Here is a 26,975-nt window from a genome sequence, read left to right on the forward strand (position 1 = left end):
GTCGTCTTCACGGTGAAGGATACGGGCGTCGGCATCGAGAAGAGCAAGCAGGAACTGATATTCGAAGCGTTCAGGCAGGAGGACGGTTCCATCAACCGCCGCTTCGGCGGGACGGGGCTCGGACTGTCGATCAGCCTGCAGCTCGCGACTTTGCTCGGCGGGTCGCTTTCGCTGAAAAGCGAAAAGGGAGAAGGGAGCGAATTTTCGCTGCGTCTGCCGATCGTACAGGCGCTCGAGGCATCCGTATCGGCCAGACAAACGGCTGCTGCTTCCGAATAAGAGGCGTTTGAAGAGGGGGCCTTGACTAAGCCCCCTGCCGCCTGCGCACCATGTTTACTTGCCTCCGGCGGTTTGATACGTCGTGTCAGGCGTGGTACAATTATAAACGCGCGTTTACAACACAAAATCGAAAGAGGTGCTGCACTTGAAGTACAGAAAACTAGGCCAATCCGGCCTTAAAGTCAGCGAGATCAGCTTCGGCAGCTGGATGACTTATGGGCACACGGTCGGTCAAGACACGGGCGCGAAGCTGATCGATCGCGCGTTCGAGCTCGGCATCAATTTCATCGATACGGCGAACGTGTACGAGCAAGGCGAGGCCGAGCGCATGCTCGGCGAAGTGCTGCCCCGTTATCCGCGGGAATCGTACGTGCTGGCGACGAAGGCTTTTTGGCCGATGGGCCAAGGACCGAATGAACGCGGATTGTCCCGCAAGCATGTGTACGAGCAGTTGAACGCCAGCCTCAAGCGGCTGAAGCAGGATTACGTAGACATTTTCTACTGCCATCGCTACGATCCGGACACGAGACTCGAAGAGACGCTGCGGACGATCGAGGATTTCGTGCGTCAGAGCAAGGTGCTGTACGTCGGCGTGAGCGAGTGGACGGGCGCCCAGATCCAGGAGGCGCTACAAGTCGCGGATAAATACTTGCTGGACCGGATCGTCGTCAACCAGCCGCAATATAACATGTTCTACAGGAATATCGAAAGCGACGTCCTGCCGGTCAGCGAGAAAAACGGTCTGTCCCAGGTCGTATTCTCTCCCCCTCGCGCAAGGCGTACTGACGGGCAAGTATCGGCTTGGACAAAATCTGCCTTCGGACAGCCGAGCGGCGGATCCGAAGACGAACATGTGGATCAAAGGCTTCCTGACCGAAGCGCACCTGCAAAAAGGTCGAACAGCTGGATGCCGTCGCCAAGGAGTTGGATCTGTCGCTGTCGACGCTTGCGATCGCCTGGATTTTGCGTCACGAGAGCGTGGCCAGCGCGCTCGTCGGCGCCACGAAGACGTCCCAGCTCGAAGAAAACGTCAAGGCGTCCGGCGTTTCGCTGTCGCAGGAGACGATCGATCGCATCGAGACGATCCTGGCCTGACGCGTTCTGCCAGCCGCCTGTCACGCCGCGCGATGCGCCCGAACTGATTCATCCTGCTCGCGATCGTCCAAGTTATGAATAGACGAACCGACAGGAGGGATGGCTATGCCTTGGGATAAAGACGACTATCCGGATTCGCTTAAAAACTTCATGGCGCCCGTACGCAACAAGGCGATCGACATCGCCAACGAGCTGCTGAAGGACGGCTACTCCGAGCAACGGGCGATCTCGATCGCCACCGCGAAAGCCAAGGAGTGGGGCGAGGATCACGACAAACAGATTCGCAAAAAAAGGGCACTGACAAACAAGGGAGCGAACGTCCGCGATGGACGGTTCGCTCCCTTGTCTTTTATCGAAGTCATCTCGGCGCGGCGCCGTCTTACATCTTCAATCCGCTCATGAGCGGCATGATCGTCTTGATCATGTCCATGCCCATCTTCATGAGCGGCAGCGCCTTCTGCATGAAGCCCATCAGATCGTCGAGACCGCCGAGTCCGCCCAATCCGCTGCCGAGACTGACGCCCGCGGCGCTGCCGGCGCCTGTTCCGGCTGCCGCGCCCGGGGCTGCCGGAGCAGCAGGCGCTGCCGCCGCAGCAGCGCCCAAAGCGCTGATCCTCGCTTTTTGCCATGAACGCTTCGCCGCCTGCGGATTCCACTTTTCCGATCCGCGTACGCCCGAGAGCGTGAGCTCGCCGCCTTTGATGTCTCCGATCAGCCCCACGTAGTACGACCCGTCCTTCATCAGAATGCACACGGGCTGCCCTTGGTAAGACTGCAAGTTTTTGCGCGTCCGCGCGTTCGGACGAACAGCCATAGCCGATCACCTCCTTTATTCGACGGCTCGAATCGTATAGGATAGCGTTATACGGCTTTCGATCCGTCTCCGGTTGACGCATCGCCGGTAACTAAAGACGGCGACGACGTTTTACCTTACTCCCTCCATTTTATGCGCGACAAACGGGATAGTTTGTGCATCTATCCATCCCTGCCGACAGTAACGGCAGGAAGAAAGGGGATTGCCGATGACAGAAGTCGAGACAGGCCTTCCGGCGCTCGCGACTTTCGCAGGCGGATGCTTCTGGTGCATGGTCAAGCCTTTCGACGAGCTGCCTGGCATCATCAGCGTCACGTCCGGGTATACGGGCGGCCACACCGATCGTCCGACCTACGAATCGGTCGGCAGCGAGACGACGGGCCATGCGGAAGCGGTGCAGATCGCCTTTTTCCCGAACCTGTTTCCGTACGAGCGGCTGCTCGACATTTTTTGGCAGCAGATCGACCCGACGGACCGCGGCGGTCAGTTTGGCGATCGCGGCAGCTCGTACCGGACGGCGATCTTCTATCACGACCAAGGGCAGCGCGAGCTCGCCTTGGCGTCGAAGCAGGCGCTTGAATCTAGCGGACGGTTCAAGTCGCGGATCGTGACGGAGATCCTGCCCGCCGGTCCTTTTTATCCGGCGGAGGAAGAGCATCAGCATTATTACAAGACGCACGTGCGGCACTACAAGCTGTATGTCGAAGGGTCCGGCCGCGAGGACTATCTCCGCCGCGCATGGCGGACCAAACAGGACGAAGCGAGCCTCCGGCGCAGGCTGACGCCTTTGCAATACGAAGTGACCCAACACGGCGCGACCGAACCGGCATTCGACAACGCGTACTGGAACTTCTATGAACCCGGCATATACGTGGACATCGTCACCGACGATCCGTTGTTCGGTTCCGAGGACAAGTTCGACTCGGGGACGGGCTGGCCCAGCTTTACGAAGCCGCTGCACGAAGGCTTGGTGGGAAGGGAGGCCGACTATCGGGGAGGTACGGTGCGCACGGCGATCGCGAGCCGGCTCGGACGTACGAGACTCGGTTATTTGCATTACGACGGTCCGGGGCCTGACAAGCTCCATTACCTCGTCAATTCGGCCTCGCTCCGCTTCGTGCCGGCGAGCGGGCAAGCGAACGCGGCAGCGCTGAATGGCGATCATTTCAAATTGAACGAACAAATGTTCGATAAAAGGTTGTAAATCCCGGCGCGCCACATTAAAATGGAAAAGAATACGATTCCAAGAGATGGAAAGGGCCGAAGACATGAACGTCCGATATGCAGAGATCGACGAGGCGATCGCCTACATTCATCAGAATTTGGACGAGCCTCTGCCGTTGTCGCGCCTCGCCCGTCACGTCGCTTTCAGCTCTTATCACTTCGCGAGGATTTTCAAGGAACGAATCGGCCTTCCGCCGCTGTATTACGTATCGTCGCTGCGCCTGGAGCGCGCCAAGGATCTGCTGCTCAACTCGAACCTGTCCGTCCGGCAGATCGGGCTCGAGATCGGACAGCAGAGCCTCGGCACATTTACGACCCGCTTCACCGAGCGGGTCGGCATGACGCCGGGGGGAGTTCCGCCAATCCGAACCGGAGGCCGCCAGATACATGCGCGCGCTTCGCGAGCTGTCCGATTGGCAGGAGCACGCCGCGGCCTCCGAGCCGGGAGGCATGCAGGTGACCGGCACCGTCGTCGCCGACGAGCCGTTCGACGGCTTCGTGCTGATCGGCTTGTTCGCCAAGCCGATTCCCGAGGGGATGCCGATCTACGGCACGCTGCTGCCCGGGCTCGGCAGGTTCTCCTTCAGGGGCGTGAGGCCCGGCGTCTATTATCTCATGGCGACTTCTGTCGCTTGGGAGATGCAGGCCAAGGACTTTCTGCTGCCGCAGCGGACGCTGCGCACAAGGTCCAGAGCGCCGCTGTTCGTCGGACCGCTCGGCGAGCTGCATCCGCAGCAGGTCAAGCTGTATCCGCCTCAACCCGACGATCCGCCGATCCTCATATCGCTGCCAGTACTCATGAATCAATTTTTAAGCAGAATGGGCAAATGATCGTTCAAGCTGAAGAGCGAAGCTTCGCATACGCGCGAAGCTTTTTTTGCGTCGATTTAGGCGATTGCGAAGGGGCGGCTTGTCCATGCGCAGGACATTTTGTCCGCGCGGTCCTTGGCTCGCGTCCAACCGCGGCATAGAGCGTCATGCTATAATGGCGATAGTCTTGCTAGCGGAACAGGAGTGTCGGAGGATGGCGGAGCGCCTGCATATATTGGTCGCGGAAGACGACGACGATATCAATCGGCTGCTCTGCAGCGTGCTTCGGTCGAGCGGGCACGAGCCCCAGCCGGCTTATTCCGGGACGGAAGCGGAGCTTTATCTGGGAACCCGCGAGTGGGCGATGGTGCTGCTCGATCTGATGCTGCCCGGCAAGCGGGGGGGAAGCGCTCCTGGAGGAGATCGGCGAACGATACGGCTATCCGGTCATCGTCATCTCCGCCAAAAGCGAGCAGCATTCGAAAATTTCGGCGCTTAAAACAGGCGCCGACGATTATATCACCAAGCCGTTCGACCTCGAGGAGGTCGCAGCGCGCATCGATTCGGTGCTGCGCCGGTACCGGAGACTTCCGCAGACGCTAGCGAACAGTCCGGCCCTGCTGCAGCACAAGGATCTCGCGCTCGATCCCGAAGCGAAGACCGCGCGCGCCGGAGGCGTGCAGCTGTCGCTGACGGCCCGGGAATATGACATCCTGGCTCTGCTCTTATCTAATCCGAAGAAGCTGTTCGCCAAAGCGAACCTGTTCGAGAGCGTATGGGGCGAGGATTATCTCGGCGGCGGGGAAAACGTCGTCAACGTACATATCAGCAACCTGCGCAACAAGCTCGCGAGAGCGAATCCCGAGGAAGAATATATCGAGACGATCTGGGGAATGGGCTATCGTCTTAAATCTTAAGCTTTTCTTATGAATCGGCTTTACCAAGTCTTATGAATCGGCCTCTACACTTGAAGACAAGAAGGGGAGGCTGAAATGAATGAACGAGTTCGTGCTTCGAACGCACCAATTGACCAAACAGTACAAAAGCCAGACCGCGCTCGACCGCGTGGATCTCTCGATTCGCCAAGGGACGATTTACGGCTTCATCGGGCAGAACGGGGCGGGCAAGTCGACGCTGATGAAGCTGGTGACGGGGCTGGCATTTCCGACGTCAGGTACGGTGGAGCTATTCGGATCCACGGGGAGCGCCGAACTTGTCAAGGCGCGCAAGCGGATGGGCGTTTCCATCGAAAATCCGGCGCTATACCCGCTGCTGACGGCGTCCGAAAATCTGGAGGCGCACCGGCTCCAGCAGGGCATACCGGGCCGGGAGACGGTGAAGCGTACGCTCGAACTGGTCGGCCTGTCGGGAACGGGGAGGAAAAAAGCAAGAAACTTCTCGCTCGGCATGAAGCAGCGTCTGGCGCTCGGCGTCGCGCTGCTCGGGTCGCCCGAATTTCTCATTCTTGACGAGCCGACGAACGGGCTCGATCCGATGGGCGTCGTCGAGATGCGCGATTTGCTGACAAAGCTTAACCGGGAGATGGGCATCACGATCCTGATCTCCAGCCATATCCTTAGCGAGCTCCATCTGCTGGCCACGCATTATGGCATCATCCACAAAGGTAAGCTGCTTGAGCAGTTGACGAGCAGGGAGCTGCAGGAAAAGTGCAGGCAGTTCATCCACATCAAGGTCGATCGCCCTGAACGTGCCGCGGCCGTTATCGAGCGGGAGCTGTCGACGACGGCGTTCGAGGTGACGAACGACGGCTCGATCCGTTTGTTCGCGTACTTGGATCGTCCGGCGACGGTCTCCGCGGCGCTCGTCGGCGAGGGACTCGCGCTCGAGCAGTTCATGCCGATGGGCGAGGACCTGGAGAGCTACTTCACCTCGCGGATCGGAGGCGGCGAACATGCTTAATCTGCTGCGTTCGGAATGGTACAAACTGCTGCGCAACCGTTCGTTTTGGCTGCTGCTATCCCTTTTGTTCGTATCCGCGGCGTCTTACGTGCTGCTCAATTATTTCGACGACCCGAACGACGGGGGCGCGCTCTCCGGGACGACCGGCCTCGATATGCTGACCGCGGCGCTGGGCGGCAACAATTACATCATCAAGATCGGACTTAGCGTCTTGGCGGGCTTTTATATTTCGGGCGAATACGCGACGGGGACGATCAAGCGGGCGGTCGCTTCCGGCTACAGCCGCGCAATGTACATTACGGCCAAAATGATCGTTTTTATATTCGGTTCCATGCTGGCCGCGCTCGTATTTCCGGTCGTGAATCTTGCGCTTGGCGCCATGCTTTTCGGTCTCGGAGAGATACAGGGCGTGTCGGAGACGGGATTTATCCTTAAATCCTTTGCGCTGACGCTTGCGTTCGCAGCCGCCTTCGGAGCCGTGACCGGCGCCATCGCGACGCTGCTGACGGACAGCGGCAAGACGATCGGCTTCGCATTCGTATTCTATTTTTTCGCGGACGGACTGTACGTCATGGCGGGGCGGCATCTTCCTTTTATCAAGACGCTATACGAGCATTCTATATTTAATCTTATTAACCATTATGCGGATCCTAAGATGAGCGCAGCAAGATTTGCCGAGAGTCTTTACGTCCCAGCGTTGGTCGCCATCGCATTCGCAGCCGTCGCTGTCGCGGTTTTCATACGCAAGGAGATCAAGTAACGCATTCGATATAAAGGCGCACCTAAGGAAGGAGGCAGGCGCATGCCGCTCGCCGTCGTCATTGTCGCAGGGTTGGCGGCAGCGCTCTGTCTGCTGCGCTTGCTCATGTTCAAAAGAGAGATACGCGCACTGACCAAGCAGCTGCGGCAATATAACGAAGGTGAGTTCGCCGGCAAGCTCACGATCGGGATGCCGGATCGCGACGTGGAGGCGCTGGCGGCCGAGGTCAACCGGCACACGGATCTGATCGTTCGGGCGAATGCGGAACGCAGACGCACGGAAGAAGAGCTCAGGCAAGCGGTCGCCAACATTTCGCACGACCTGCGTACGCCGCTGACGTCCATCTTCGGATACGTCCAGTTGCTCGATTCCCGGGAGTTGTCGGCCGCGGCGCGTGACGAAGCGCTTGGCGTCATCCGGAAGCGGACGTTGCGACTCCAGGCTTTGCTGAACGATTTTTACGAATTGGCGATGATCGACTCGACGGACTACGCCTTGAAGCCGTCGAAGCTTAGGCTCGACAAGCTATTGCCCGAGATTTTGATGGGGTTTCACGATCAGATGGCGGATAAGGGGCTGACGCCGTCGTTCGAATTGGACCCACGGAGCATCGTGGTCCGAGCCGACGAATCGGCGCTGCGAAGAGTGGTTGAAAATCTCGTCGTCAATGCGATCAAGCATGCTCGCGGCAAGCTCGACGTCCGGTTGGAGGTCCGTTCGGACACGGCGGTCTTCACGCTGTCGAACGAAGCTCCGCAGCTGCGCGGCACGGATACGGAGCTGCTGTTCAACCGCTTTTACATGGCCGATGCGTCCCGTTCGGGGATCGCGTCCGGTCTGGGGCTGTCGATCGCGCGCGGCCTGATGAACAAGATGGGGGGGGCTCCTTGAACGCAGAGATGCGCGGAAGTACGTTGTGCTTGATATGCAGGTGGCAATTGCTTTGAATATGCCGGCTCAGCCGGCTTTTTTTTGCGCGTTTATACCGTGGCAGAATAGCGTCATGCATGGATCGTGCGTTAGTTGCAAACAGTATTCGAGGACAAATTCCTTGATCTCGGCTCGACGACTAACGACGATGAGGAGAAGGTTGCCGAAAATGAAGCAGGCCCATGACCGTAAACAAACTGCGGCACTCCTTGCGCTATCCTCCATCCCGCTAATCATGACTTTGGGAAATTCCATGCTGATCCCCGTTCTCCCTGCGATCGAGCGGGCGCTCGGCATTTCCGCGCTTCAATCGAGCTTGGTGATTACGGTTTATTCGATCATGGCGATCATTTTGATTCCCGTAGCCGGATATTTATCCGATCGGGTCGGACGCAAGCGAATCATTATTCCGAGCCTGATCCTGGCGGCTGCAGGCGGCGGCGTCTGCATCTGGGCGGCCGGAATGAACAGCTACGGCCTGCTACTCGCCGGGCGCGCGCTCCAGGGAATCGGCGCGGCGGGCGCCATGCCGATCGTGCTGCCGCTCGTCGGAGACATGTTCAAGGACGAAGAGCAGATTAGCACGGGTCTTGGACTCATCGAGACGTTCAATACGTTCGGAAAAGTACTTAGTCCGATTCTCGGTTCGGCGCTTGCCCTCATCGCTTGGCGGACGCCGTTCTGGTCGATTCCCGTGCTATGCGCGGTTTCCATCGTCCTGGTGGTATGGCTCGTCCGTTCGCCGAAGACGGAGAAGAAGGAGAAGCCGCCGAGCCCCCAATCGTTTCTCCGCACCGTGTGGAAGCTGTACAAAGAAAAGGCCCGCTGGCTGACGGCTTTGTTTATCGTCATTTGCTTTACCATGTTTATCCTTTTCGGTCTTTTGTTTTATTTGTCCGAGACGCTCGAAAAGGAGCATCATATGAAGGGGATCCTTAAAGGGCTCGTGCTGGCTATTCCCCTTGCCGTTCTCTGCGCGGCTTCGTTCGCCGCCGGCAAATGGATCGGCAGACGTAAAAAAATAATGAAGTGGACCGTTACGGTCGGTTTTTTCATCACGGCTTTGGCTGTAGCGGGATGTCTGGTGTGGGACGTTACGGTGTGGCGTATTTCCCTCCTCAGCGCGGCGGGACTCGGGATCGGAGCCGCTTTGCCTTGTTTGGACGCTTTTGTTACGGAAGGTATCGAAAAAGAGCAGCGCGGCTCGATCAGCTCGTTTTACAGCAGCATGCGCTTCGTCGGCGTAGCTGGCGGACCGCCCGCGGCATCCGTTCTAATGCAGCAGTCCGTGTCGTTGTTTTTTTTGGGTCATGGTGGCTTGCGCCTTTGCGGCCACGCTTCTGACATTGTTCCTGATTCGCCCAAAAGAAGATGCACAGCCCGCGAAGGCTTGATCGGCAATGCCGCTTCCCAACGTTTTTCCCATGGAGGTCCGACAGGACCTCCGATTAGCGTTTGCTGCGGTTTACGCCGGGGTAAAAGAGTCCATTCCTATCGTATCTTTCGCAAGGAGGAAGGTAAGCATGATGAGCGACGAGCCTCTCTCTTCATCTGATCTCGATCCAAAGACTATAGATTGGAGCTCCTTATTAAATGGGCCTTTCGAATATTCGAAAGCCGCCAAGTTCGCGAGGATCGGCCATGTCGACCGGCGGCAGGACGCCGAGGAGCTTCGCTGGCTGCTTGAAGGCGTCCGGCGCGAACTCGGATTTTACGATGCCATTTATCCCGACGCGCCCTTCGAGCGCGAGTTGGCGGCTGCCTTCGCACGCCAGGTGGATACGCTCGACCGCCGAGCGGCGGCGTTTATCGAACAACCGGCTGCCTGTACTTGGGACGCTTATTTGACGTTAAAGTATGAGATCCGCAAGCTATACAAGCAGCTCGGCGGCATCGTATCGGGCAGCGACTGGCAGACGCCCGGCAAGCAATCGCACGCGGGGCGGCAGACGATCACAGACGAAGCGGGCTTCGCGCAGGAGGAAGAGGGAACCTACCAGCGCTGCTACGGCAGCGCGGCGGTAAAAGATTATGAGGACGCAGCGATGCGCGCGTTTTACGGTATTCCCGAACGATTGAAGAACCAAAGCTCGCTTTTTTTGACGACATCCGGCATGAAAGCGTTGGAGCTCGCCATCGCAGCCTATCGATTGTTTTCGGCCGAGCGTCTGCCTTGCATCGTTCAGTCCGGCTTCTACGGCGAAGGCGTCGAGCTCGCGCGTACGCTGCTGGACGACGTCAGGCAGGCAGGGCCGGACGAGATTTACGATATGCTTGAAGCGTCTCGGCCCGTCGGCTGTATAATCGTCGATCCCGGACAGTGCTGGCCGATTAAGCCGCCGGTCGACTTGCGCAGGCTATTCGATTGTTTACGTCGTCACCGGCCATACGGGCAAGAGCTTCTGTTCGTCATCGTCGACAGGACGCTCACCAGTATCGCCAACCCGATGTTCGAGCGCTATGCAGACAGCTTGCCCGCTCATGTCGTTCTTGTGAGCGTGGAGAGCGGGATCAAGTATTTACAGTATGGCTTCGACCTAGCGAATGTCGGATATCTGGTCGCCAGCGGTCAACCGATGGCAGAGGCAACGCATCGGTCCCGCTGGATCGACCTGCTCTCGATTATCGATGCCGGCGCCAGCCCGCTTGACGTCCGTCAGCTGCCGGCTCCGGACTTGGCTACGGTCGCGGCGAGACTCGGCCGACTCAATCGAAACGCGCACTGGATGAACGCCTTTTTTACGATACCTTCAAAGCCAAGGCCGGATCAGGGATTATGATGTGTCCGTCAACGCTTCGGACGAGTATTTGCTCGAGGGTCGGCATTGGATCGGCTCCGTGTTCTACATCAGGCTGCATGGCGAGCTATCCGAACAGGCTTATCAGGAGCGCATCGATGCGTGCGCCCGTGCGGCTCCGTCCGGCATGCACCTGATCTCCGGCGGCAGCTTCGGCTTCGATTCGATCAGGCTGAACGCGGTTCACGGAGATACGCCCGAGGAAAATGCGCTTCGACTATCGGCGGGGAGAGCGCCTCTCGATCAGCTGATAGCGTCCATGCGCGTTCTCGCCGAACTGCTCTTGTATTCTTAAGCTGGGAATCCGTGCATAATCGGCGGAAGTTTGCGAACGATAACCAAAATCCGCAATTTGGATTCCGTCATCTGGGCCGATTGGCGCATGATGCGCGCCGAGCCGTGCGTCCAAGCTTGACATTCGCAAACCGTCCTATCAGAATATTGCCTAAGTGGCTTTTTTATATCGATATAAGGCAGGTAGAAGCATGGGACGCAAATGGAACAACATTAAAGAAAAGAAAGCCTCCAAAGACGCGAATACAAGCCGCGTATATGCCAAGTTCGGCGTCGAGATTTACGTAGCGGCCAAAAAAAGGCGAACCGGATCCGGAAGCGAATCGCGCGCTCAAGGTCGTGCTTGAACGGGCGAAGACATACAACGTGCCCAAAGCGATCATCGACAGGGCCCTCGACAAAGCGAAGGGATCGTCGGAGGAGAGCTATTCCGAGCTGAGATACGAAGGTTTCGGGCCGAACGGATCGATGGTGATCGTCGACGCCCTCACGAACAACGTCAACCGTACGGCTTCAACCGTCCGCGCGGCGTTCAGCAAGAACGGGGGCAACATGGGCGTGAACGGCTCCGTCGCCTATATGTTCGACGCATCCGCGGTTATCGGCGTCACCGGCAAGACCGCTGACGAAGTGATCGACCTGATGCTCGAAGCGGACGTCGACGTCCGAGACGTCGTCGAAGAAGACGATACCGTCATCGTGTATGCCGATCCCGAACAATTCCATGCCATACAAGAAGCGTTCAAGCAAGCCGGCATCTCCGAATTCGCCGTCGCCGAGCTCTCGATGATCCCCCAGAACTACGTGACACTGACCGAAGACGCGCAAGCTCAATTCGAGAAAATGCTTGATGCGATCGAAGATCTCGAAGACGTTCAGCAAGTTTATCACAATGTCGATACCGAAGAGTAAACATCGTTAACACTAAAACCCGCGCAAGCGGGTTTTTTGTTTTTTCCGCGGCTTGCAGCCTGCGTTTGCTCGCTCCGCGATTTGGAACGCCGTTCCTGCGCGTTTTCTCGTTCCTCGCTGCGGTACGCAACTCCTAATTTTACACATTACAACGATATCCCCTTCGCGCAGGAAAAAAAGAGATTTGCATTAGGTGGAATAAAAAAGGTATAATGCGAACATATGATCTTGTATTTGCGAGGGGAATGGGATGAGCGTTTCGAACCGTTTGTACGAGCAGGTGCCGACTTTTTTGCGAAGAAGATTGCGAGATCGCGCTTTTTCGTGCGAAGTGGCCTGACGGCTTTCGTTGTCCGCGCTGCGGGGGGACTCGACTTTTATCGGATTGCGTCCCGCGGCCGCCGGCTGTTCGAATGCAGCTCATGCGCCCGTCAAACTTCTCTTACGGCGGGTACGATTTTAGAGGGCACCCGTACGCCGCTCGTCAAATGGTTTCAGGCGTTATATCTGATGCAGACCGGTATCTCGGCTAAGCTGTTGGCAGCGCTTATTGAGGTTACTTACAAGACGGCTTGGCTCATCAATCACAAGCTTCGTTATGCGATCCAAGTGAACGACGAAAGCCGGCCCCTTACGGGGGGATCTTCAACTGTTGGGGGGATTTTTACGCGCGGCCGGCGACGAACAGACCGTCAGATCCTTTAAGCTACAGGGACGAACCGGCCGTCGCAGGCGCTTCGGTCGATGCCGAGAGCGGGAAAATTACGGAAGTTAAAATGAAGAGATTGTCTGCTAGGGCATTCAATCGCCGTACGTTCGAAGTCGATTCGTTCGGCGCGTTTTTGTGGCGGCATGCTGCCGAGGAACGTGCAGGACTTCGGCGCATCGAGATTGTCCAAGCGTCGGGACGCACAGGGGTGACAGAGCTGGGAGCCGTATGGCGTGGCGCCATCCGTTGGCTGGCGCGGACGTTCGGAGGCATCGGGCCCAAGCATTTACAGGCATATTTGGACGAATACTGTTTTCGCTTGAACGAACAGACGGACTGCTTCAATACGTTGCTATCCCTCTGCGGCCGGATCGGCACCATTACCCAACCCGAGCTCGTACGCAAGAGATTCGGCGTCCGCTCCGTCCGTTTGACCGGTCTAAAGCATTCAGCGCAGCTGTCTCGCTCGCTCTCCGTCTCTTGATTTAGCCCGAGGAGCGGATTTCTCGATCATTTTGCTCTTCAGATCGATTTAGGATTTGAAGACCGTAGCAAGTCGCTACTAGCAAAAGTGAAAAGTAGAATGTGGAAATTTGAAAGTAGAATGTAGAAAGAAGAAAGTAGAAAGAAGAAAGTAGAAAGAAGAAAGTAGAAAGAAGAAAGTAGAATGAAGAAAGTAGATAGCAGATAGGCGAACGATGGCCTTATCCTTCAACCTGAGCGAAGGGGATATCGTTAAAATGCGCGAGAAGGGCTTACTTGTCCAGTGTTTAAACGAACTTAGCGAGCTAAACGAACGCACAACGATTTCTAATAGCGTGGTTAGTGTGATAGACTCCAATAGAAGATGGGCGCAGTCGAAATAAAATTTCGTTTTCGCCATTGGGAGTGTCATGCATGTATGGAGCGCGGTTGTTTCTGACGATCGGAAGCTTGTTTATGGCGGTTGTTTTTATATCGTCGTTCGTGTTTACGGTAGATGCCTACGGTTCGTTTGCGCAGACGCTGGCGTCGACCGTTTGTTGCACGCTTGTCGCGCTGCTGATCGCGCATGTGCTGAACCGTTGGCCGGGGCGAAAGACCTTTCTCGTTTTGCTCGCCGTGGTCGGCCTGGGCGTTCGGGTCGGATGGATTTGGTTCAACAATGCGGCGCCCCGCTCTGATTTTTTGTTTTTGTATCAAGCGGCGCGCGAGGCTGCGGCGGGCAATTTCGGATTTGCCGATTCGGCTTATTTTATGAGTTTTCCCTATCAACTTGGTTTTACGATGTATGAAGCCGCGATTATTCGACTGTTCGGCGATTCGTTATTCGCTTTAAAGGTTATTGGCGCTCTTTTTTAGTATGGGAACCGCTATTATCCTTTATTTTACGGGCGCTCGTTTGTTCAACGAGACATGCGGGAGAATTGCGGCATGTTTTTACGCTTTTTATTTGCCTAATATATTGATGTGTTCCGTGCTTACGAATCAGCACCTGTCCGTTTTCTTGTTTTTCCTGGGATGCTCGCTCTTATTGAAACGTAGAGGATCGCTGCTGTCGTGGTTGTGGGCGGGTCTCGCGATCGGAATCGGTCAATTGATCCGGCCGATCGGCGTGGTCTATCTGGCTGGCATCGTCCTGTTCGCAATGCTAGAGGTGTGGAAAAAGCTGCGCGAGGGAAGAAGGAGAAAAGCTTGGCGGCAAGCGGGCATGCTGCTCGCCATGATCGGGATTTATGCTGCAATTCAATGGACCGCGAATGCATCGCTTCAGAACGCGGGTATTACGCAGCGCGCATTGTCCGACGGAGACAAGTATTGGAAGTTCATGGTAGGCCTGAATGCTGAAGCCAATGGCGGTTGGAACAAAGAAGACGCCCAATATGCCAACGGCTTTGCGTTCGGCGACGAAAGGCATGATGCGGAGATTCGGCGAATCAAGGAGAGGCTTGAAAACAAAACGCAAGTGGCGGCTCTGATGGGCAGGAAGCTGGCGCTGATGTGGGGCAGCGGGGACTCGTCAGCCTATTGGAGCCTCGATGGGACGGGGCATCGTCAGCTTGAGCGTTCGCTCAGCATGGCCGAGCGACCGCAATACGTCGTGTTTTGCGGCTTTGCGCTTTTTGCGTTACTTGCGCTATGGAGAGCCGGCATGTACAGAGGGCCGCTGTTGTATATTCTGCTGCTGTTAATCTATGCCGGCGCGCACTTGGCGATCGAGATTCAGACGCGCTATCGGCTCGATTTGCTCCCGGCGGTCATGCTGCTCGTGAGTTATGGCATCTGGCAGACATATGGCTCGATTCGAAAGGCAGCAGCCTCGTTCGGCGAGACTTCTAAAGATACAGCTGACGGATTTGGGGCTTGAACGAATAGAGCATGGCGAAAAGGCGCTATGCTCGTGCAGGACGAACTCTTCCTGACTGCATTAAAAACCGCCGAACTACGCGTTCTGCGGCTTCGTGCGCGCGTTGCGCCTGGCGGACCAGAGCCGCCAGCCGGTCAACAGCGCGCCGGCCATGCAAATGGCCGATGCGGTAAGAAAAACGACATGCATGCCGGAGAGAAACAGATCGGGGCTTGCGGAACCGAAGTCCTTGATCCGGCTCCCGGCTCTCGCGCTCATAACGCCAAAGAGGGTCGTCGTCGCGAGCGTAATGCCGGCCACCATGCCCACGTTGCGAATGAGCGCATTGATGCTGCCGGCGATGCCCAGCTGCGTTTTGGGCACTTTGGACATGACGAGCGAATTGTTCGGCGACTGGAACAAGCCGCTGCCGAGACCTCAGGAGCGCCATCCAGGCGCCCGCGAGCGCAATGGAGCTATCATCGTCGAGTATGGCCATGCCCGACTGCGCGATGACCAGTACGATGAGGCCGATGAACGTCAACAGTTCGGAGCCGATCTTGTCGGAGAGAGCGCCGCTTAGCGGCGCGACGACAACCATGACGATCGGGAAAAGCATCATGAGCAATCCGGCATGGGAAGGCGTCAAGCCGAGAATGTCCTGAACGTAAAAGGGCGCGATGATGTTAAAGCAGGAATTGGATACGAACACGAGAAAACCGCATAAAATGCTGAGCGAAAAGAGCGGATTGCGAAACATCGACAGCTGCAAAAGCGGCGAAACGGTTCTTTTCTCGAAGCGGATAAAATAAACGAACACGAGCGCCGACGCCACAAGCGATGCGACGATCCAAGGCTGGCCGTACCCGAACTGCTGCCCGAGCAGCAGCCCGGCGAACAGCAGTAATATAAAGGCGGTGAACAAGGCGCTGCCGGCCGCGTCGATCTTGACCTTGAGCTTGGTCAGGTCCGCAGGAAGCTTCCGCCAGCCGATCGCGAGCGCTGCGAGTCCGACGGGAACGTTGACCCAAAATATATACTCCCAGCCAAGGCCGGACAAAATAAGTCCGCCAAGACTAGGACCGGCGATAATGCCAAGAGAAACAAAGGTGCCGGTCAGGCCCAACGCTTTTCCTCGTTCGCTGCCGGGGAAGATGTCCGTGACGATGCCCTGGCTGTTCGCCATCGTCATCGATGCGCCTAGCGCTTGGACGAGGCGCGAGGCTATGATCGCCGTCAGGCTGGAGCTGAGTCCGCACAATAAAGATCCGACCGTAAAAATCATCATGCCTAGCCGAAAGATTTTTATTTTGCCGACGATATCGCCGAGCTTCCCGAAAAACAAAATGGCTGCGCAGATCGTCATCAGATAGGCCGTGACGATCCATTCGGTCTGCGCGACGGGAAGCCGCAGTTCCCGCGAGACGACGGGAAGGGCGATGTTGACGATGCTGCCGTCCAACGTAGCCATGAACGTGAACAGATTAAGAATGACGAGAATGAGCCAACGATTTTTCTGGATGATCGGATCGTCCTGGTAAGTCATCGAATGCCAACCTTCCTTTTGGATACATGGTTGCGAACGCAACTAATTTGGGCAAGGTAAGTGTAACTCAACTTGGTTGCGACAGCAACTTATTTGCGCTAAGCTATGACTATTCGACCGCAAGCCGGAGGGAGGCCCGACATGAGACCGTATTCGGTAGGCAAACTCATGTCTTTCATCAACCGAATCGCCCAGCGGGAATTGGCTGAAAGGCTGAAGCCCCACGGTATCGGAAGCGGCGGGCAGCACAGTTACCTTAAAGCGATCCTGGCGACGCCCGGCATGAATCAGGACAAGCTGACGAGCGTAGTCAAATTCGACAAAGCCACGACCACACGCTGCATCCGTCAATTAGAGGAAGCAGGGTACGTAAAGCGAACGGTCGACGAGCAAGACCGGCGGTCGTACAGACTTTATCCGACGGAAATCGCCATCGCCTTCGAGCCGAAGCTGCAAGCGATTTTAGACGATTACAATCGGTTGTTGACGGCCCATTTAACCGTAGAAGAGATCGATGCTTTGCATGCGCTGCTCCAGAAGATGTACGACGGACTCGACGAGCCGTCATTGAATCCTACTTAAAGGAAGCAGGGATATCCAATCTGAGGGAGATCCCCAAGAGCGATTAAAGTCCGCACCCGGCTTCTTAATGGTTCGGATTGGATTTATGCCCTGGTCATTTGGCATCATAAGGCGTATTCTTGCCGATCGCCGGCGAAACCAAGCGAGGTGCGGTTCATGAAACTGTTATTTTTGGGCACGAGCGCGGGCCGGCCGACCGCGCATCGCAACGTAACGTCGATCGCGCTCGTCTTCCCCGAGGATCAAAACCGGTTTTGGCTATTCGACGCCGGCGAGGGCACGCAGCATCAGCTGCTGAGGTCCAAGCTGAAGCTGGGCAAGTTGAACCGGATTTTTATCACGCATATGCACGGAGACCATGTATATGGATTGCCCGGCATTTTAAGCAGCCGTACTTATTATGAGGGAGCAGGGAAGCTGGAGCTGTACGGACCGCCGGGATTGCGCGCATACGTGGAAAGCGTGCTCCGGTACAGCGAAGCGCATTTGAATTATGAGCTCGACATTCACGAGTTTGAAGGGGACGGTCAAGCGTTCGACGACGGGCGCTTCAGGATCGAGACCGGCGAGCTGGCGCATCGCGTCCGTAGCTTCGGCTACCGGATCGAGGAGCATCCCCGCTCGGGGCGGCTCGATCTGGCTTATCTGGCCAGCCGCGGCGCGGCGCCCGGCCCGCTCTACGGCAAGCTCAAGCGCGGCGAGGATATCGTGCTGCCGGACGGCTCCGTTATCCGGGCGGCCGATGCCGTCGGTCCCAGCGCGAAAGGGCGTATCGTCACGATTTTGGGCGATACCGTCAAGTGCGAACGCGCAGCCCGATTGGCCAAAGATGCCGATCTGCTCGTCCATGAAGCGACATTCGGCATCGGACTGGAGGAGAAGGCGGCATTGTACGGGCATTCGACGTTCCTGCAGGCTGCGGAGATTGCAGCGTCCGCCGGTGCCAAGCGGCTTGTCGTCAGCCATATCAGCGCGAGATACGCCGACGAGGACGTCGAAGCGCTGATCGGCCATGCCGGCGCGGTGTTCCCGAATATCGAGGCCGCATACGACTTCAAGGAAGTGTGCATTTAGAGTCGCAGAACGTAGGAGGAGATTCGAACGATGAGCGCTTCTGAAAAAATCAAATTGACTTCGTTGTCGAGCAAGGGCGGCTGCGGCTGCAAGATCGGTCCCGGGGGATCTGTCCGAAGTGATCCGAAGCTTGCAGGCCGGGCCTTCCGATCCTAACCTGCTCGTAGGCATCGATACGAGCGACGACGCAGGCGTGTACAAGCTAAGCGACGAGCTGGCCATCGTGCAGACCGTCGACTTTTTTACGCCGATCGTGGACGACCCGTATGCGTTCGGACAGATCGCGGCAGCCAACGCCATCAGCGATATTTATGCGATGGGCGGCAAGCCTTTGACGGCGTTAAATATCGTCGCATTCCCGATTAACACGCTGGACAAGCAGATTCTCGCCGACATTTTGCGCGGTGCCGGGGACAAGGTGCGCGAGGCGGGGGCGACGCTCGTCGGCGGCCACTCCATTGACGACAAGGAGCCCAAGTTCGGACTTGCCGTCACCGGCGTCATTCATCCGGATCGCGTTAAGACGAACGCGGGCGCCAAACCGGGCAACAAGCTTATACTGACGAAGCCGATCGGCGTAGGTATTCTCACGACTTCGATCAAAAACGACCGGCTGAGCGAGAGCGAGATCGCCCGCGTGACGCAAGTGATGGCTACGTTGAACAAGACTGCCGCCGAGACGATGGCCGGCTATGCGGTGGACGCTTGTACGGACGTCACCGGCTTCGGGCTGCTCGGACATACGCTCGAGATGGCCAAAGGCAGCGGCGTAGGCATCCGAATTCGCCAAGCCGACGTGCCCGTTCTGCCGCGCGCGAGAGAGCTCGCGGAGAGCGGTCTCGTGCCGGGCGGCACGAAAAAAAATTACGAACACGTATCGCCGCACGTGACGTTCCCCGAAGCGATGGATCAGACCGATCGCTGGGTGCTTTGCGACGCGGTCACTTCGGGCGGCCTGCTCATTGCCGTCGCGGGCGAGCAGGCGGAAGCGCTGCTTCATGCGCTGATCGCGGCCGGCGTTGAAGCGAGCATCGTCGGCGAGACGGTCGCCGAGCATCCGGGACAGATTGTCGTCGTTTGACGGAGGAGCGTACGCACATGTTCACTGACATCCCATGGACCGAGCTGTCCGAAAAACGGCTGCATAAGCCCGTCACGCTCATCGACGTTCGTTCGCCCGGCGAGTTCGGGAACGCCACGATTCCGGGCAGCGTCAACATTCCTTTGTTCAATGACGAGGAAAGGGCGGAGGTCGGCACGATCTACACGCAGGTCGGCACGGAGGCCGCCAAGGAGCGAGGGTTGGAGCTCGTATCGGCCAAGCTGCCTGCCTTTATCAAACAATTTTCCGCCATCCCCGGCGATAAGGTCGTATTCTGCTGGCGAGGCGGTATGCGAAGCAAGACGACCGCGACCGTGCTGTCGCTCATGGGGATCTACAGCCAACGCCTCGCAGGCGGATACCGCGCGTACCGCCAATGGGTGACCGAGCAGCTCGACACGCTCGCTTTTTCCCCGACGCCGATCGTGCTGCAAGGCTCGACGGGCTCGGGAAAAACGGAAATGCTGCTTCGGCTCAAGCAAGAGGGCCTGCCCGTCATCGATCTGGAGGGCATGGCCGGGCACCGCGGATCGATCTTCGGCGGGATCGGCCTTCGTCCGAACAATCAGAAGACGTTCGATTCACTGCTGCTTGACGCTTTAATCGCTTACCGGGACGAGCCCTTCGTCCTCTTCGAGGCCGAGAGCAAGCGCGTCGGCAAAATCGTCGTGCCCGACGTGCTGTACGGCTCGCGGTCGCGCGGCTATCAGATCACGGTCGAGCTCCCCGTGGAGGTTCGCGCCGTTCAAATTTTGCGGGACTATGAGCCTTGGAAACACGAGCAGGCCTGCATCGCCTCTTTTTCGCGCATACGCGAGCGCATCCATACGCCGATCGCCGCCGAGATCGAAGGCTGCCTCAGAACCGGGCGCTTCCAACCGGCGGTCGAACTGCTTCTGAAGCATTACTACGATCCGCTTTATGCGCACTCGACCGCTGCCGCGCTCGATTCCGGCATTCGAATCATGACGGTGACGGCGGATTCGATCGATTCGGCTTACGCCGAAGTGAAGCGCGCGATCGAGTCGATTACGCGCAACGCGCTGGCGCATTAAACGGATCGAAAAGACGCTTCCTTCCCGCAATCGCGGAAAGGAAGCGTCTTTTTTTAGGCTAAATTCAACTGCGAGCTGCGCGTCCGATCAGATCAATAAGCCGACCAACCGCCGTCAGCCGTCACGACGGTGCCGTTGACGAAAGCCGAATCGTCCGAGGCCAGGAACAACGCGACCGAGGCGATCGCGGACGGATCGCCGACGTCCGTGCGCTGCAGCGCCATGCCCGCCATCGCTTGCTCGAGGCCGAACGGATCCGGCTGCGAGCCGCCGATGCCGATATTGGTCGCGACGGCGCCAGGCGCGATCGCGTTGCAGCGGATGCCGAGCTTGCCGTATTGGAAGCCGACGTTTTTAGTCAAGCCGATCACGGCATGCTTGGAAGCCGTGTAGGCCGCGCCTGCGCGGGAGCCGAAAAGCCCGCCGATCGAAGCCGTGTTGACGATGACGCCTTTGCCTTGCGCCTTCATGATGGGAAGCGCTTTGCGAATCGCCCGCATCGGTCCCGTCACGTTGATATCCATCACCCGCGTCCACATGTCGTCGGTGACGGCTTCGGCGGACATCATGGCGTCCATGATGCCGGCATTGTTGACGAGGACATCAAGGCGTCCGAAGGTATCCACGGCCGTATCGATCATGAGGGACACGTCTTCTTCCTTAGAGACGTTGGCGACGACGCCCTTGGCCTGACCGCCTGCCGATGCGATCTCGGCGACGACCGCTTCGACGGCCGCGCCGTTAATATCGGCGACGACGACCTTCGCGCCTTCTTGTACGAACAGCAGGGCCATCGCTTTGCCCATGCCCGAGGCGGCGCCCGTAATGACGACGGATTTGTCCTGCAGCTTCATTCGAATCATCCTCCGGAAAGTATTATGTAGGCTTTGTTGTTTGGCGACATCGTGTCGCCTATAATAATAACGAACGAGACGTGCTCCGGGCGTACACTTTGCCCGAATGTGTCGTCTAATCGGAAAAATCTCGGCAACGTCGCAATCGCGCGAAAGGGGAATTCGATACGGATGACGCGAACGCACGAATCCGATACGAGAGTCGTCCGGTCCCGCAAAGCGTTAAAGTCCGCGCTGCTCCGGCTGCTGGCGGAAAAGCCGTTCAGCCTGATCAAAACCAATGAAATCGCGAAGTCGGCCGGCATTAACCGGGTGACCTTCTACGATCATTACTCGACGAAAGAAGAGCTGCTCGACGAGATCGTCGACGACGTGCTTTCCGAATACGGAGAAATTATCGAAGGAAGTCCCGCGGACGCGAAGGGATTGGCATCCAAGGACGAGCTATACCAGACGATTACCAGCACGGTGAGGCATATTAAAAAACACGCGGATTTTTACCGCATCATGCTGCTGACCAACGGCGTGCCCGATCTGTCCAACCGGCTTCACGAGCAAATGAGCGCTTCGCTTCACAAAACGTTCCGCAAAGCCACGATGCTATCTTCATCCATCGAATACGATCTTTACATCGATTGGATCATCGGCGGCGCAATCGGCATTTACAAAAATTGGCTTCAAAACGGGCTGCGTCAAACGGAGGAAGAAATTGCGAAGCAGATGTTGATCATCACGACATCCTCGGTCCGCGGACTCGATCGGCCGCGCATACGTTAACTACGAAAGTCCAACCATGACGTGAGCTATAGTCCGCCGTATAACTCGGTTTGGCGCATGCGGCCGGCGTGTGGTACGATGCCAAAGAACAAATACGGAATCATGGCGGATAGGATGCGAAGAGGGGACGGTTTTTATGACGATTTCCGTAGGACAGGTGCTCGATTTTTTGACGGCGCCGGTCGGCGAGCTTGACGGCACGGTAGATACGCTCAAGAGCGGCAGTCGGGACGAAGCGGTTCGTGGCATTTCAGTCGCATTCACGGCCACGTACGACGTCATTCGACGCGCGGTCGCGTCCGGTTCCAATCTGATCATCGTGCACGAACCGACTTATTTCAATCATTTGGACGAAACGGACTGGTTGAGCGGCGACCCGGTCTATGAGCGCAAGCAATCCTTGATCGCGTCGTCCGGGGTATCGATATTCCGGCTTCACGATTATATCCATGAATACAAGCCCGACGGCATCGTCGAAGGCATGCTGAGCGCGCTTGGCTGGGAGGCCTATGCCGATCCCGACGAGCCCACGCTGTTGACGCTGCCCCAAGACGCGGGTCGCACCGTGCGTTCTATCGCCGAAGAAGCGAAGCGCAAGCTCGGTATCGCGAGCGTGCAGGTCGCGGGAAATCCGGAGCTTCCCGTCGCCCGATTCGGCCTCGCGGTCGGGGCGCCGGGCGGACGGGCGCAGATGGCTTATTTAAGAGAAAAAGACATCGATCTTCTGATCGCGGGCGAGACCAACGAGTGGGAGACCAACGAATATGTCCGGGACGCGATGGATATGGGCTTGAGCAAGGCCATGATAATTCTGGGCCATCAGAAGAGCGAAGAAGCAGGCATGCGCACGGTCGTCAAGCTGCTGCGCGACGCTTTTCCCGCGCTGCCGGTCGAGTTGTTGGAAATACCTTCGGCGCTTCGGCGGATTTAAATGCGGGGAAGCCGAATCATAAAATAGACGGAAGCAGGTTACCTCGGCATGACAGCGATCGAAAGTCAGAAATACCGCTTTAGCGAAGCGCCCCTTTGGGAGCTGCAGCGCGCCTATTACGAGCAATTGGGATTAAAGGCCTGGAACAACGACCAGGTCCCGCAATACATTACGAGCAATCCGATGATCGGGGCGGCCTACGCGGAGATGATCTTCGGCTTTTTGCAGGACCGCGCTGCGCAAGGAGAGACTGAGGAGACGGTAACGCTCGTCGAACTGGGCGCCGGCGCGGGTCGCCTGGCGTACCATGTGCTTCATGAGCTTGCCCTTCTGAAGTCGTACGCCGGCATCTCATTGCCGCCCTTGCGTTATGTCATGACCGATCTCGCGCTTAAAAACGTGGAAGGCTGGCGCGGGCATCCGGCGTTGGCGGCGTTCATCGAGGAGGGGGGCGCTCGATCTCGCGACGTTCGACGCCGAGCGCGACACGGAGCTGAAGCTGATCGTCTCCGGCGAGACGATCGTGCCGGGACAGCTTCGCCAGCCTTTGCTTGTCGTGGCGAACTACTTTTTTTGACGCGATTCCGCAAGAGCTCATCTACATCGGCGAGGGTCTCGTCTACGATTGCGATGTCGTCGTCGGCCAGGCCGATCCCGAACCGGGCTTGACGCTGTCGGAGCAGCTCAAGCGATTGACGCTGTCCTACGAGCACCGGCGGGCGCCGCGGTTCGAGGACGCGCAATACCCGTACCGCGAAGTCATCTCGCTGTATCAGCGCGAGCTTGAGGATTCGCACGTGCTATTTCCCGAGATCGGCTTGCGATGCCTGGAGCGGCTCGGTCGGCTGTCTCGCGCCGGCTTCGCGATGATCACGGCGGATAAGGGCGATCATCGGCTGGACAACTGGCGCTTCGCGGAGCCGCCGCAGCTCGTTCACCATGGCAGCATCTCGTTGACGGCCAATTACCACGCGGTCCGGCACGTTTTCGAGAGCAGGGGCGCGGAAGCGCTTTTCACCGACCACCATTACAACAACATCAACGTGGCGTGCATCCTCATGCTGGATTCGCCGCAGCGCTACGCGAATACGAGGCTCGCCTACCGCAAGAGCGTCGCGCGGTTCGGCCCGGACGATTTCTTCAGCTTAAAGCTGTGGGCCGACCGCGAGATCGACAAGATGCGGCTTCAGCAAATCCTCGCGTTCTGGCGGCTCGGGGGCTACGACGCGGAATGGTTCATTCAGACCGCCAAGCGGATATCCAGCCTTCTCGAGGGCGCCAACGACGAAGAGAAGCTGGATCTGCGCGGCGGCATTCTTCGGATGTGGACGTCCTTTTATATCATGCCGCAGCGCTACGATCTCGCGCTCGACGCCGGGCTGATCCTGTTCGAGATGGACATGTACGCGGACGCTAAACCGCTGCTCGACGCTTCGGCGCAGGCCGACGACGATCCCGTCTCGACGGTGTACTTCTGCCTGGCGATTTGCAGCCTGGAAATGGAGCAGGAGGAAGAGGCAAAAGCGTACCTGCACCGGGCGCTGGAGCTTGAGCCCGACCATGAGGAGGCGATCAAGCTCCTTGAAGCCTTAGGCTAGGGATGGAGTTAGTGCGCAGAGAAGCGCGGAAGGATCCTTGTCGGCTCTCTGCGGGGACACGTTTTATTCCCACCAATGTACCATTTTGCGATAACCGACATCCCAGATCGCCGCGTTTCCTTCGATGACGATCCGGAGCTCGTCGATCCGATCGAAAGGGACGATGATCGTTTCCATGCCGGACACGTACTCGCCGCTGAATTCGGCGAACGGCGCACCGTCGGCGAAGAGCGATACGCGCCCCTCATGAGCCAAGCGATCCGGAATTCCGTAATTCGCGTAAAAGCGTACGTTCTTCAGATGACCCAACCGAAACGTGTAAGACGAGCTTGTACCGGCGACGTAAGCATTGTACAGAGGCGTGACGGGTTGTCCGCCGACGGCGAAGGCGGGGACGCGCCCTGCAGCGGAAACGTTCGCTCCTTCCGAAAGGTTGATTGGTTGGAAGGCGCCTTCTTTCGTCTGAAGGGCCGCTTTCAATCCTTCCGATGCGAACGTAGCGCCGACAAGCAGCGCCATCGCGCTCAAGACGATCACCGCGCATTTGCGGGCGGGGCGACCGGACGCGGAACCGATCCGCCAGGCGGCATAACCGATGCTGGCGCCCAAAGTGTTGGAAATAATGTCGTCCACGTCGAAGGAGCCGAGGCGCGTCAGCCCCTGCAGCGTCTCCAGAAGCGTAATGGCCAGCAAAAAGCTAGCGGCGAATCTTGCGAAGGACCAGCGGTATAAATAAGGAATCACGATGCCGAAGGGGATATAGGCCGCGACGTTCCCGAAGCCGAACAACCACATAAAAGTGGGCTTCGGGAACCGCAGAGGAACGGTCTCCGGCACGAACATGAACGTATAACCGATGTCGCCCCCCGCGCGGCCCGTCCTGTTGAACGCGAGGAACATAAAATACAAAACGAACAATGCGTACAGCACGGCGGCTGCCGCGACGATTTTTCTTTTTTCCGGCTTCAATGGCATACTCCTTTGGAAAGTTGTTATCGGGCATACATACACGGTGCCGAAGACGAACATGGCGGTGCAGTACGCCGGCAGCCGTAGTAGGAAGGCGCATGAAAAAACAGCCTTGAGCGGAAGTGCGCCCAAGGCTGTTTTTCATGTTCACCCAGCGCTCTTCGGAAGACGCCGAAGGATCCATGTCCGCGTTTATTTCGTTTTGTACACGATTAAAATCGAAGCGCGCTGATGAACGAGGCCCTGCGTCTGCGACTTGGCATAGGAGCCGTAAAGAACGTTGACCACCTGTTCTTCTTCCAAGCCGGCCAAAAATTCGTTGGCTCTTTTTTCTGCGAGCGAGTATTCGGTATCTAGGAATTCCTTCACTTGGATCAAGCTTGACCTCTCCTATTCAAGGTGTGTTGAGGGATCTTCGTCTCATCATAGCACAAAAAATCTCCGTGTCCACCCTCGCTCAGGATTTGGCGTTTTGGTTATCATGAAAGAATCATGTCAGCGATCGGCGTTGAAAATTCGGGCTTTGCAAGTTACATCCCATGTGAGTTATACTTTTGTGGATATTCGCTAAGGGGGAAACGATCATGTCGTCCAAAATCAGGATCGGAATCGTCGGCTACGGCAACCTGGGCCGCGGCGTACATAAGGCCATCGGTCAAAACGAGGATATGGAGCTCATCGCGATTTTCACGCGGCGCGATGCCGCCCGGATGAGCGCGGAAACGAACGTAAATACGAGATTCGAATCGATCTCCGATATTGAACGCTTTAAAGGAGAGATCGACGTGATGATCCTTTGCGGGGGCTCGGCGACGGATTTGCCTGAGCAGACCCCGATGGTTGCCGCCCGGTTCAATACGGTCGACAGCTTCGATACGCATGCGAAGATTCCCGAGTTTTATCGCGCGGTCGACGAGGCGGCGCGTCAGGGCGGGAACGTCAGCGTCATTTCGACGGGCTGGGACCCTGGATTGTTTTCGATGAATCGCTTGCTGGCTGAAGCGATTTTGCCGCAGGGCAAGGAATATACGTTCTGGGGGAAAGGCGTCAGCCAAGGGCACTCGGACGCAATCAGACGGGTGCCGGGCGTCAAAGCGGGCGTTCAATATACGATTCCCGTCGGCAGCGCGATCGCAAGCGTACGCGGCGGGGAAAATCCGGAATTCGCGACGCGGGACAAGCATGAACGGCTGTGTTACGTCGTCGCTGAGCCGGGAGCGGACACGGCCGCCATCGCGCGCGAGATCAAAGAGATGCCCAATTACTTTGCGGACTACGACACGACGGTCGAATTTATTACCGATGAGCAGCTGAAGGCGGAGCATAGCGGCATGCCGCACGGCGGATTCGTCCTCCGCAGCGGCGTGACGGGCGAAGGAACGCAGCAACTGATCGAATTCGGCCTCAAGCTGGGCAGCAATCCCGAGTTTACCGCCAGCGTACTGGTCGCTTATGCGCGCGCGGCCGCTCGGTTGTCTCGCGAAGGCGCCTGCGGTGCGAAGACCGTATTCGACATTCCGCTCGGCCACCTGTCTCCTCATGCCGCCGATGCGCTGCGCGAACGCTTGCTGTAAAGCCGATTAGCGCCGTTATGATCGCGGCTTAAGGATGGATTT

General features: G+C 57.5%; 24 protein-coding genes and 7 pseudogenes. 26 read left to right on the forward strand and 5 right to left on the reverse strand.

The features are described 5' to 3' along the window. Positions 1–12 precede the first annotated feature (12 nt). The 3 genes and pseudogenes from OMP38_RS25050 to OMP38_RS25060 all read left to right on the forward strand — a co-directional run bounded on the left by OMP38_RS25050 (position 13) and on the right by OMP38_RS25060 (position 1,776). Positions 13–279 carry an ATP-binding protein gene (locus tag OMP38_RS25050; protein ID WP_338130632.1) on the forward strand — a complete coding sequence of 89 codons (267 nt, stop codon included), beginning with the start codon at positions 13–15 and terminating at the stop codon, positions 277–279. Positions 280–424: 145 nt separating this feature from the next. Continuing rightward, a pseudogene (locus tag OMP38_RS25055) lies at positions 425–1,374 on the forward strand (aldo/keto reductase family protein). A gap of 105 nt (positions 1,375–1,479) precedes the next feature. Further along, positions 1,480–1,776, forward strand: coding sequence for a DUF2188 domain-containing protein (locus OMP38_RS25060; RefSeq protein ID WP_277567466.1), 297 nt, complete (start codon positions 1,480–1,482; stop codon positions 1,774–1,776). On the opposite strand, the gene OMP38_RS25065 is transcribed toward OMP38_RS25060, so the two are convergent. Beyond that, the gene (locus OMP38_RS25065) at positions 1,754–2,188 is read right to left on the reverse strand and encodes a hypothetical protein (RefSeq protein WP_277567467.1); all 435 of its coding nucleotides are present in this window, start codon (positions 2,186–2,188) and stop codon (positions 1,754–1,756) included. The two genes, OMP38_RS25060 and OMP38_RS25065, sit on opposite strands and share 23 nt — an antisense overlap. Before the next feature lie 208 nt (positions 2,189–2,396). Here OMP38_RS25065 and msrA point away from each other — a divergent pair, with 208 nt between their 5' ends. From msrA to OMP38_RS25130, 15 genes and pseudogenes are all read left to right on the forward strand, one after another. Then, a complete protein-coding gene (gene msrA / locus OMP38_RS25070; protein ID WP_277567468.1) occupies positions 2,397–3,392 on the forward strand; it encodes a peptide-methionine (S)-S-oxide reductase MsrA in 996 nt (331 codons plus the stop codon). Between the two features lie 64 nt (positions 3,393–3,456). Then, positions 3,457–4,243 (forward strand): annotated as a pseudogene (locus OMP38_RS25075) (helix-turn-helix domain-containing protein). A 193-nt stretch (positions 4,244–4,436) separates the two neighbouring features. Then, on the forward strand, positions 4,437–4,721 hold the full coding sequence (locus tag OMP38_RS35095; protein ID WP_338130633.1) for a response regulator transcription factor: 285 nt from the start codon (positions 4,437–4,439) through the stop codon (positions 4,719–4,721). After that, a complete protein-coding gene (locus OMP38_RS25080; protein ID WP_338130655.1) occupies positions 4,678–5,139 on the forward strand; it encodes a response regulator transcription factor in 462 nt (153 codons plus the stop codon). The genes OMP38_RS35095 and OMP38_RS25080 overlap by 44 nt, the downstream gene beginning before the upstream one ends. Before the next feature lie 79 nt (positions 5,140–5,218). After that, positions 5,219–6,142, forward strand: coding sequence for an ATP-binding cassette domain-containing protein (locus OMP38_RS25085; RefSeq protein ID WP_277567469.1), 924 nt, complete (start codon positions 5,219–5,221; stop codon positions 6,140–6,142). Beyond that, positions 6,135–6,902 carry an ABC transporter permease gene (locus OMP38_RS25090; protein WP_277567470.1) on the forward strand — a complete coding sequence of 256 codons (768 nt, stop codon included), beginning with the start codon at positions 6,135–6,137 and terminating at the stop codon, positions 6,900–6,902. Before OMP38_RS25085 ends, OMP38_RS25090 begins: the two co-directional genes overlap by 8 nt. A 42-nt stretch (positions 6,903–6,944) precedes the next feature. Next, positions 6,945–7,793 (forward strand): sensor histidine kinase, encoded by an 849-nt coding sequence (locus tag OMP38_RS25095; RefSeq protein WP_277567471.1) that lies wholly within the window; start codon positions 6,945–6,947, stop codon positions 7,791–7,793. A gap of 208 nt (positions 7,794–8,001) precedes the next feature. Further along, positions 8,002–9,387, forward strand: coding sequence for an MFS transporter (locus OMP38_RS25100; protein WP_277567472.1), 1,386 nt, complete (start codon positions 8,002–8,004; stop codon positions 9,385–9,387). Beyond that, the gene (locus tag OMP38_RS25105; RefSeq protein ID WP_277567473.1) at positions 9,356–10,612 is read left to right on the forward strand and encodes a hypothetical protein; all 1,257 of its coding nucleotides are present in this window, start codon (positions 9,356–9,358) and stop codon (positions 10,610–10,612) included. Before OMP38_RS25100 ends, OMP38_RS25105 begins: the two co-directional genes overlap by 32 nt. A 1-nt stretch (position 10,613) precedes the next feature. Then, a complete protein-coding gene (locus OMP38_RS25110; protein ID WP_277567474.1) occupies positions 10,614–10,925 on the forward strand; it encodes a hypothetical protein in 312 nt (103 codons plus the stop codon). Between the two features lie 190 nt (positions 10,926–11,115). Continuing rightward, positions 11,116–11,836: pseudogene (locus OMP38_RS25115) on the forward strand (YebC/PmpR family DNA-binding transcriptional regulator). Between the two features lie 308 nt (positions 11,837–12,144). Next, positions 12,145–12,369: pseudogene (locus tag OMP38_RS36215) on the forward strand (transposase); the annotation flags it as partial. Between the two features lie 243 nt (positions 12,370–12,612). After that, complete coding sequence (locus OMP38_RS25120) at positions 12,613–13,029, forward strand: hypothetical protein (RefSeq protein WP_277567475.1); 417 nt, start codon at positions 12,613–12,615, stop codon at positions 13,027–13,029. A 569-nt stretch (positions 13,030–13,598) separates the two neighbouring features. Continuing rightward, the gene (locus tag OMP38_RS25125; RefSeq protein WP_277567476.1) at positions 13,599–13,886 is read left to right on the forward strand and encodes a hypothetical protein; all 288 of its coding nucleotides are present in this window, start codon (positions 13,599–13,601) and stop codon (positions 13,884–13,886) included. Between the two features lies 1 nt (position 13,887). Continuing rightward, positions 13,888–14,892 (forward strand): ArnT family glycosyltransferase, encoded by a 1,005-nt coding sequence (locus OMP38_RS25130; RefSeq protein WP_277567477.1) that lies wholly within the window; start codon positions 13,888–13,890, stop codon positions 14,890–14,892. Between the two features lie 75 nt (positions 14,893–14,967). Here the strand turns inward: OMP38_RS25130 and OMP38_RS25135 are convergent. After that, positions 14,968–16,417, reverse strand: a pseudogene (locus tag OMP38_RS25135) (MFS transporter). Between the two features lie 141 nt (positions 16,418–16,558). On the opposite strand from OMP38_RS25135, the gene OMP38_RS25140 reads away from it, so the two are divergent. From OMP38_RS25140 to mnmH, 4 genes and pseudogenes are all read left to right on the forward strand, one after another. Continuing rightward, positions 16,559–16,999 carry a MarR family winged helix-turn-helix transcriptional regulator gene (locus tag OMP38_RS25140; protein ID WP_277567478.1) on the forward strand — a complete coding sequence of 147 codons (441 nt, stop codon included), beginning with the start codon at positions 16,559–16,561 and terminating at the stop codon, positions 16,997–16,999. A 156-nt stretch (positions 17,000–17,155) separates the two neighbouring features. Then, positions 17,156–18,073 (forward strand): ribonuclease Z, encoded by a 918-nt coding sequence (gene rnz / locus OMP38_RS25145; RefSeq protein ID WP_277567479.1) that lies wholly within the window; start codon positions 17,156–17,158, stop codon positions 18,071–18,073. 30 nt (positions 18,074–18,103) lie between these two features. Beyond that, a pseudogene (gene selD, locus OMP38_RS25150) lies at positions 18,104–19,154 on the forward strand (selenide, water dikinase SelD). Positions 19,155–19,171: 17 nt separating this feature from the next. Continuing rightward, entirely contained in the window at positions 19,172–20,230 is a 1,059-nt protein-coding gene (mnmH, locus tag OMP38_RS25155) for a tRNA 2-selenouridine(34) synthase MnmH (RefSeq protein WP_277567480.1), read from the forward strand. 92 nt (positions 20,231–20,322) lie between these two features. Here the strand turns inward: mnmH and OMP38_RS25160 are convergent, their stop codons facing one another. Then, positions 20,323–21,084 (reverse strand): glucose 1-dehydrogenase, encoded by a 762-nt coding sequence (locus OMP38_RS25160; RefSeq protein ID WP_277567481.1) that lies wholly within the window; start codon positions 21,082–21,084, stop codon positions 20,323–20,325. A 171-nt stretch (positions 21,085–21,255) separates the two neighbouring features. On the opposite strand from OMP38_RS25160, the gene OMP38_RS25165 reads away from it, so the two are divergent. The 3 genes and pseudogenes from OMP38_RS25165 to OMP38_RS25175 all read left to right on the forward strand — a co-directional run bounded on the left by OMP38_RS25165 (position 21,256) and on the right by OMP38_RS25175 (position 24,390). Then, a complete protein-coding gene (locus tag OMP38_RS25165; RefSeq protein WP_277567482.1) occupies positions 21,256–21,861 on the forward strand; it encodes a TetR/AcrR family transcriptional regulator in 606 nt (201 codons plus the stop codon). A 136-nt stretch (positions 21,862–21,997) separates the two neighbouring features. After that, complete coding sequence (locus OMP38_RS25170) at positions 21,998–22,792, forward strand: Nif3-like dinuclear metal center hexameric protein (protein ID WP_277567483.1); 795 nt, start codon at positions 21,998–22,000, stop codon at positions 22,790–22,792. Between the two features lie 48 nt (positions 22,793–22,840). Then, a pseudogene (locus tag OMP38_RS25175) lies at positions 22,841–24,390 on the forward strand (tetratricopeptide repeat protein). Between the two features lie 63 nt (positions 24,391–24,453). Here OMP38_RS25175 and OMP38_RS25180 read toward each other — a convergent pair. Together OMP38_RS25180 and OMP38_RS25185 are read right to left on the reverse strand one after the other, a co-directional pair. After that, entirely contained in the window at positions 24,454–25,359 is a 906-nt protein-coding gene (locus OMP38_RS25180) for a VanZ family protein (RefSeq protein WP_277567484.1), read from the reverse strand. A gap of 192 nt (positions 25,360–25,551) precedes the next feature. Then, positions 25,552–25,728 (reverse strand): sporulation protein Cse60, encoded by a 177-nt coding sequence (locus OMP38_RS25185; protein ID WP_477100085.1) that lies wholly within the window; start codon positions 25,726–25,728, stop codon positions 25,552–25,554. Between the two features lie 215 nt (positions 25,729–25,943). Here OMP38_RS25185 and OMP38_RS25190 point away from each other — a divergent pair, with 215 nt between their 5' ends. Next, positions 25,944–26,933: a diaminopimelate dehydrogenase gene (locus tag OMP38_RS25190; RefSeq protein ID WP_277567485.1), complete on the forward strand. Its 990-nt coding sequence runs from the start codon at positions 25,944–25,946 to the stop codon at positions 26,931–26,933. Positions 26,934–26,975 lie beyond the last annotated feature (42 nt).

The organism is Cohnella ginsengisoli, from assembly GCF_029525555.1.
GTDB lineage: Bacteria > Bacillota > Bacilli > Paenibacillales > Paenibacillaceae > Cohnella > Cohnella ginsengisoli.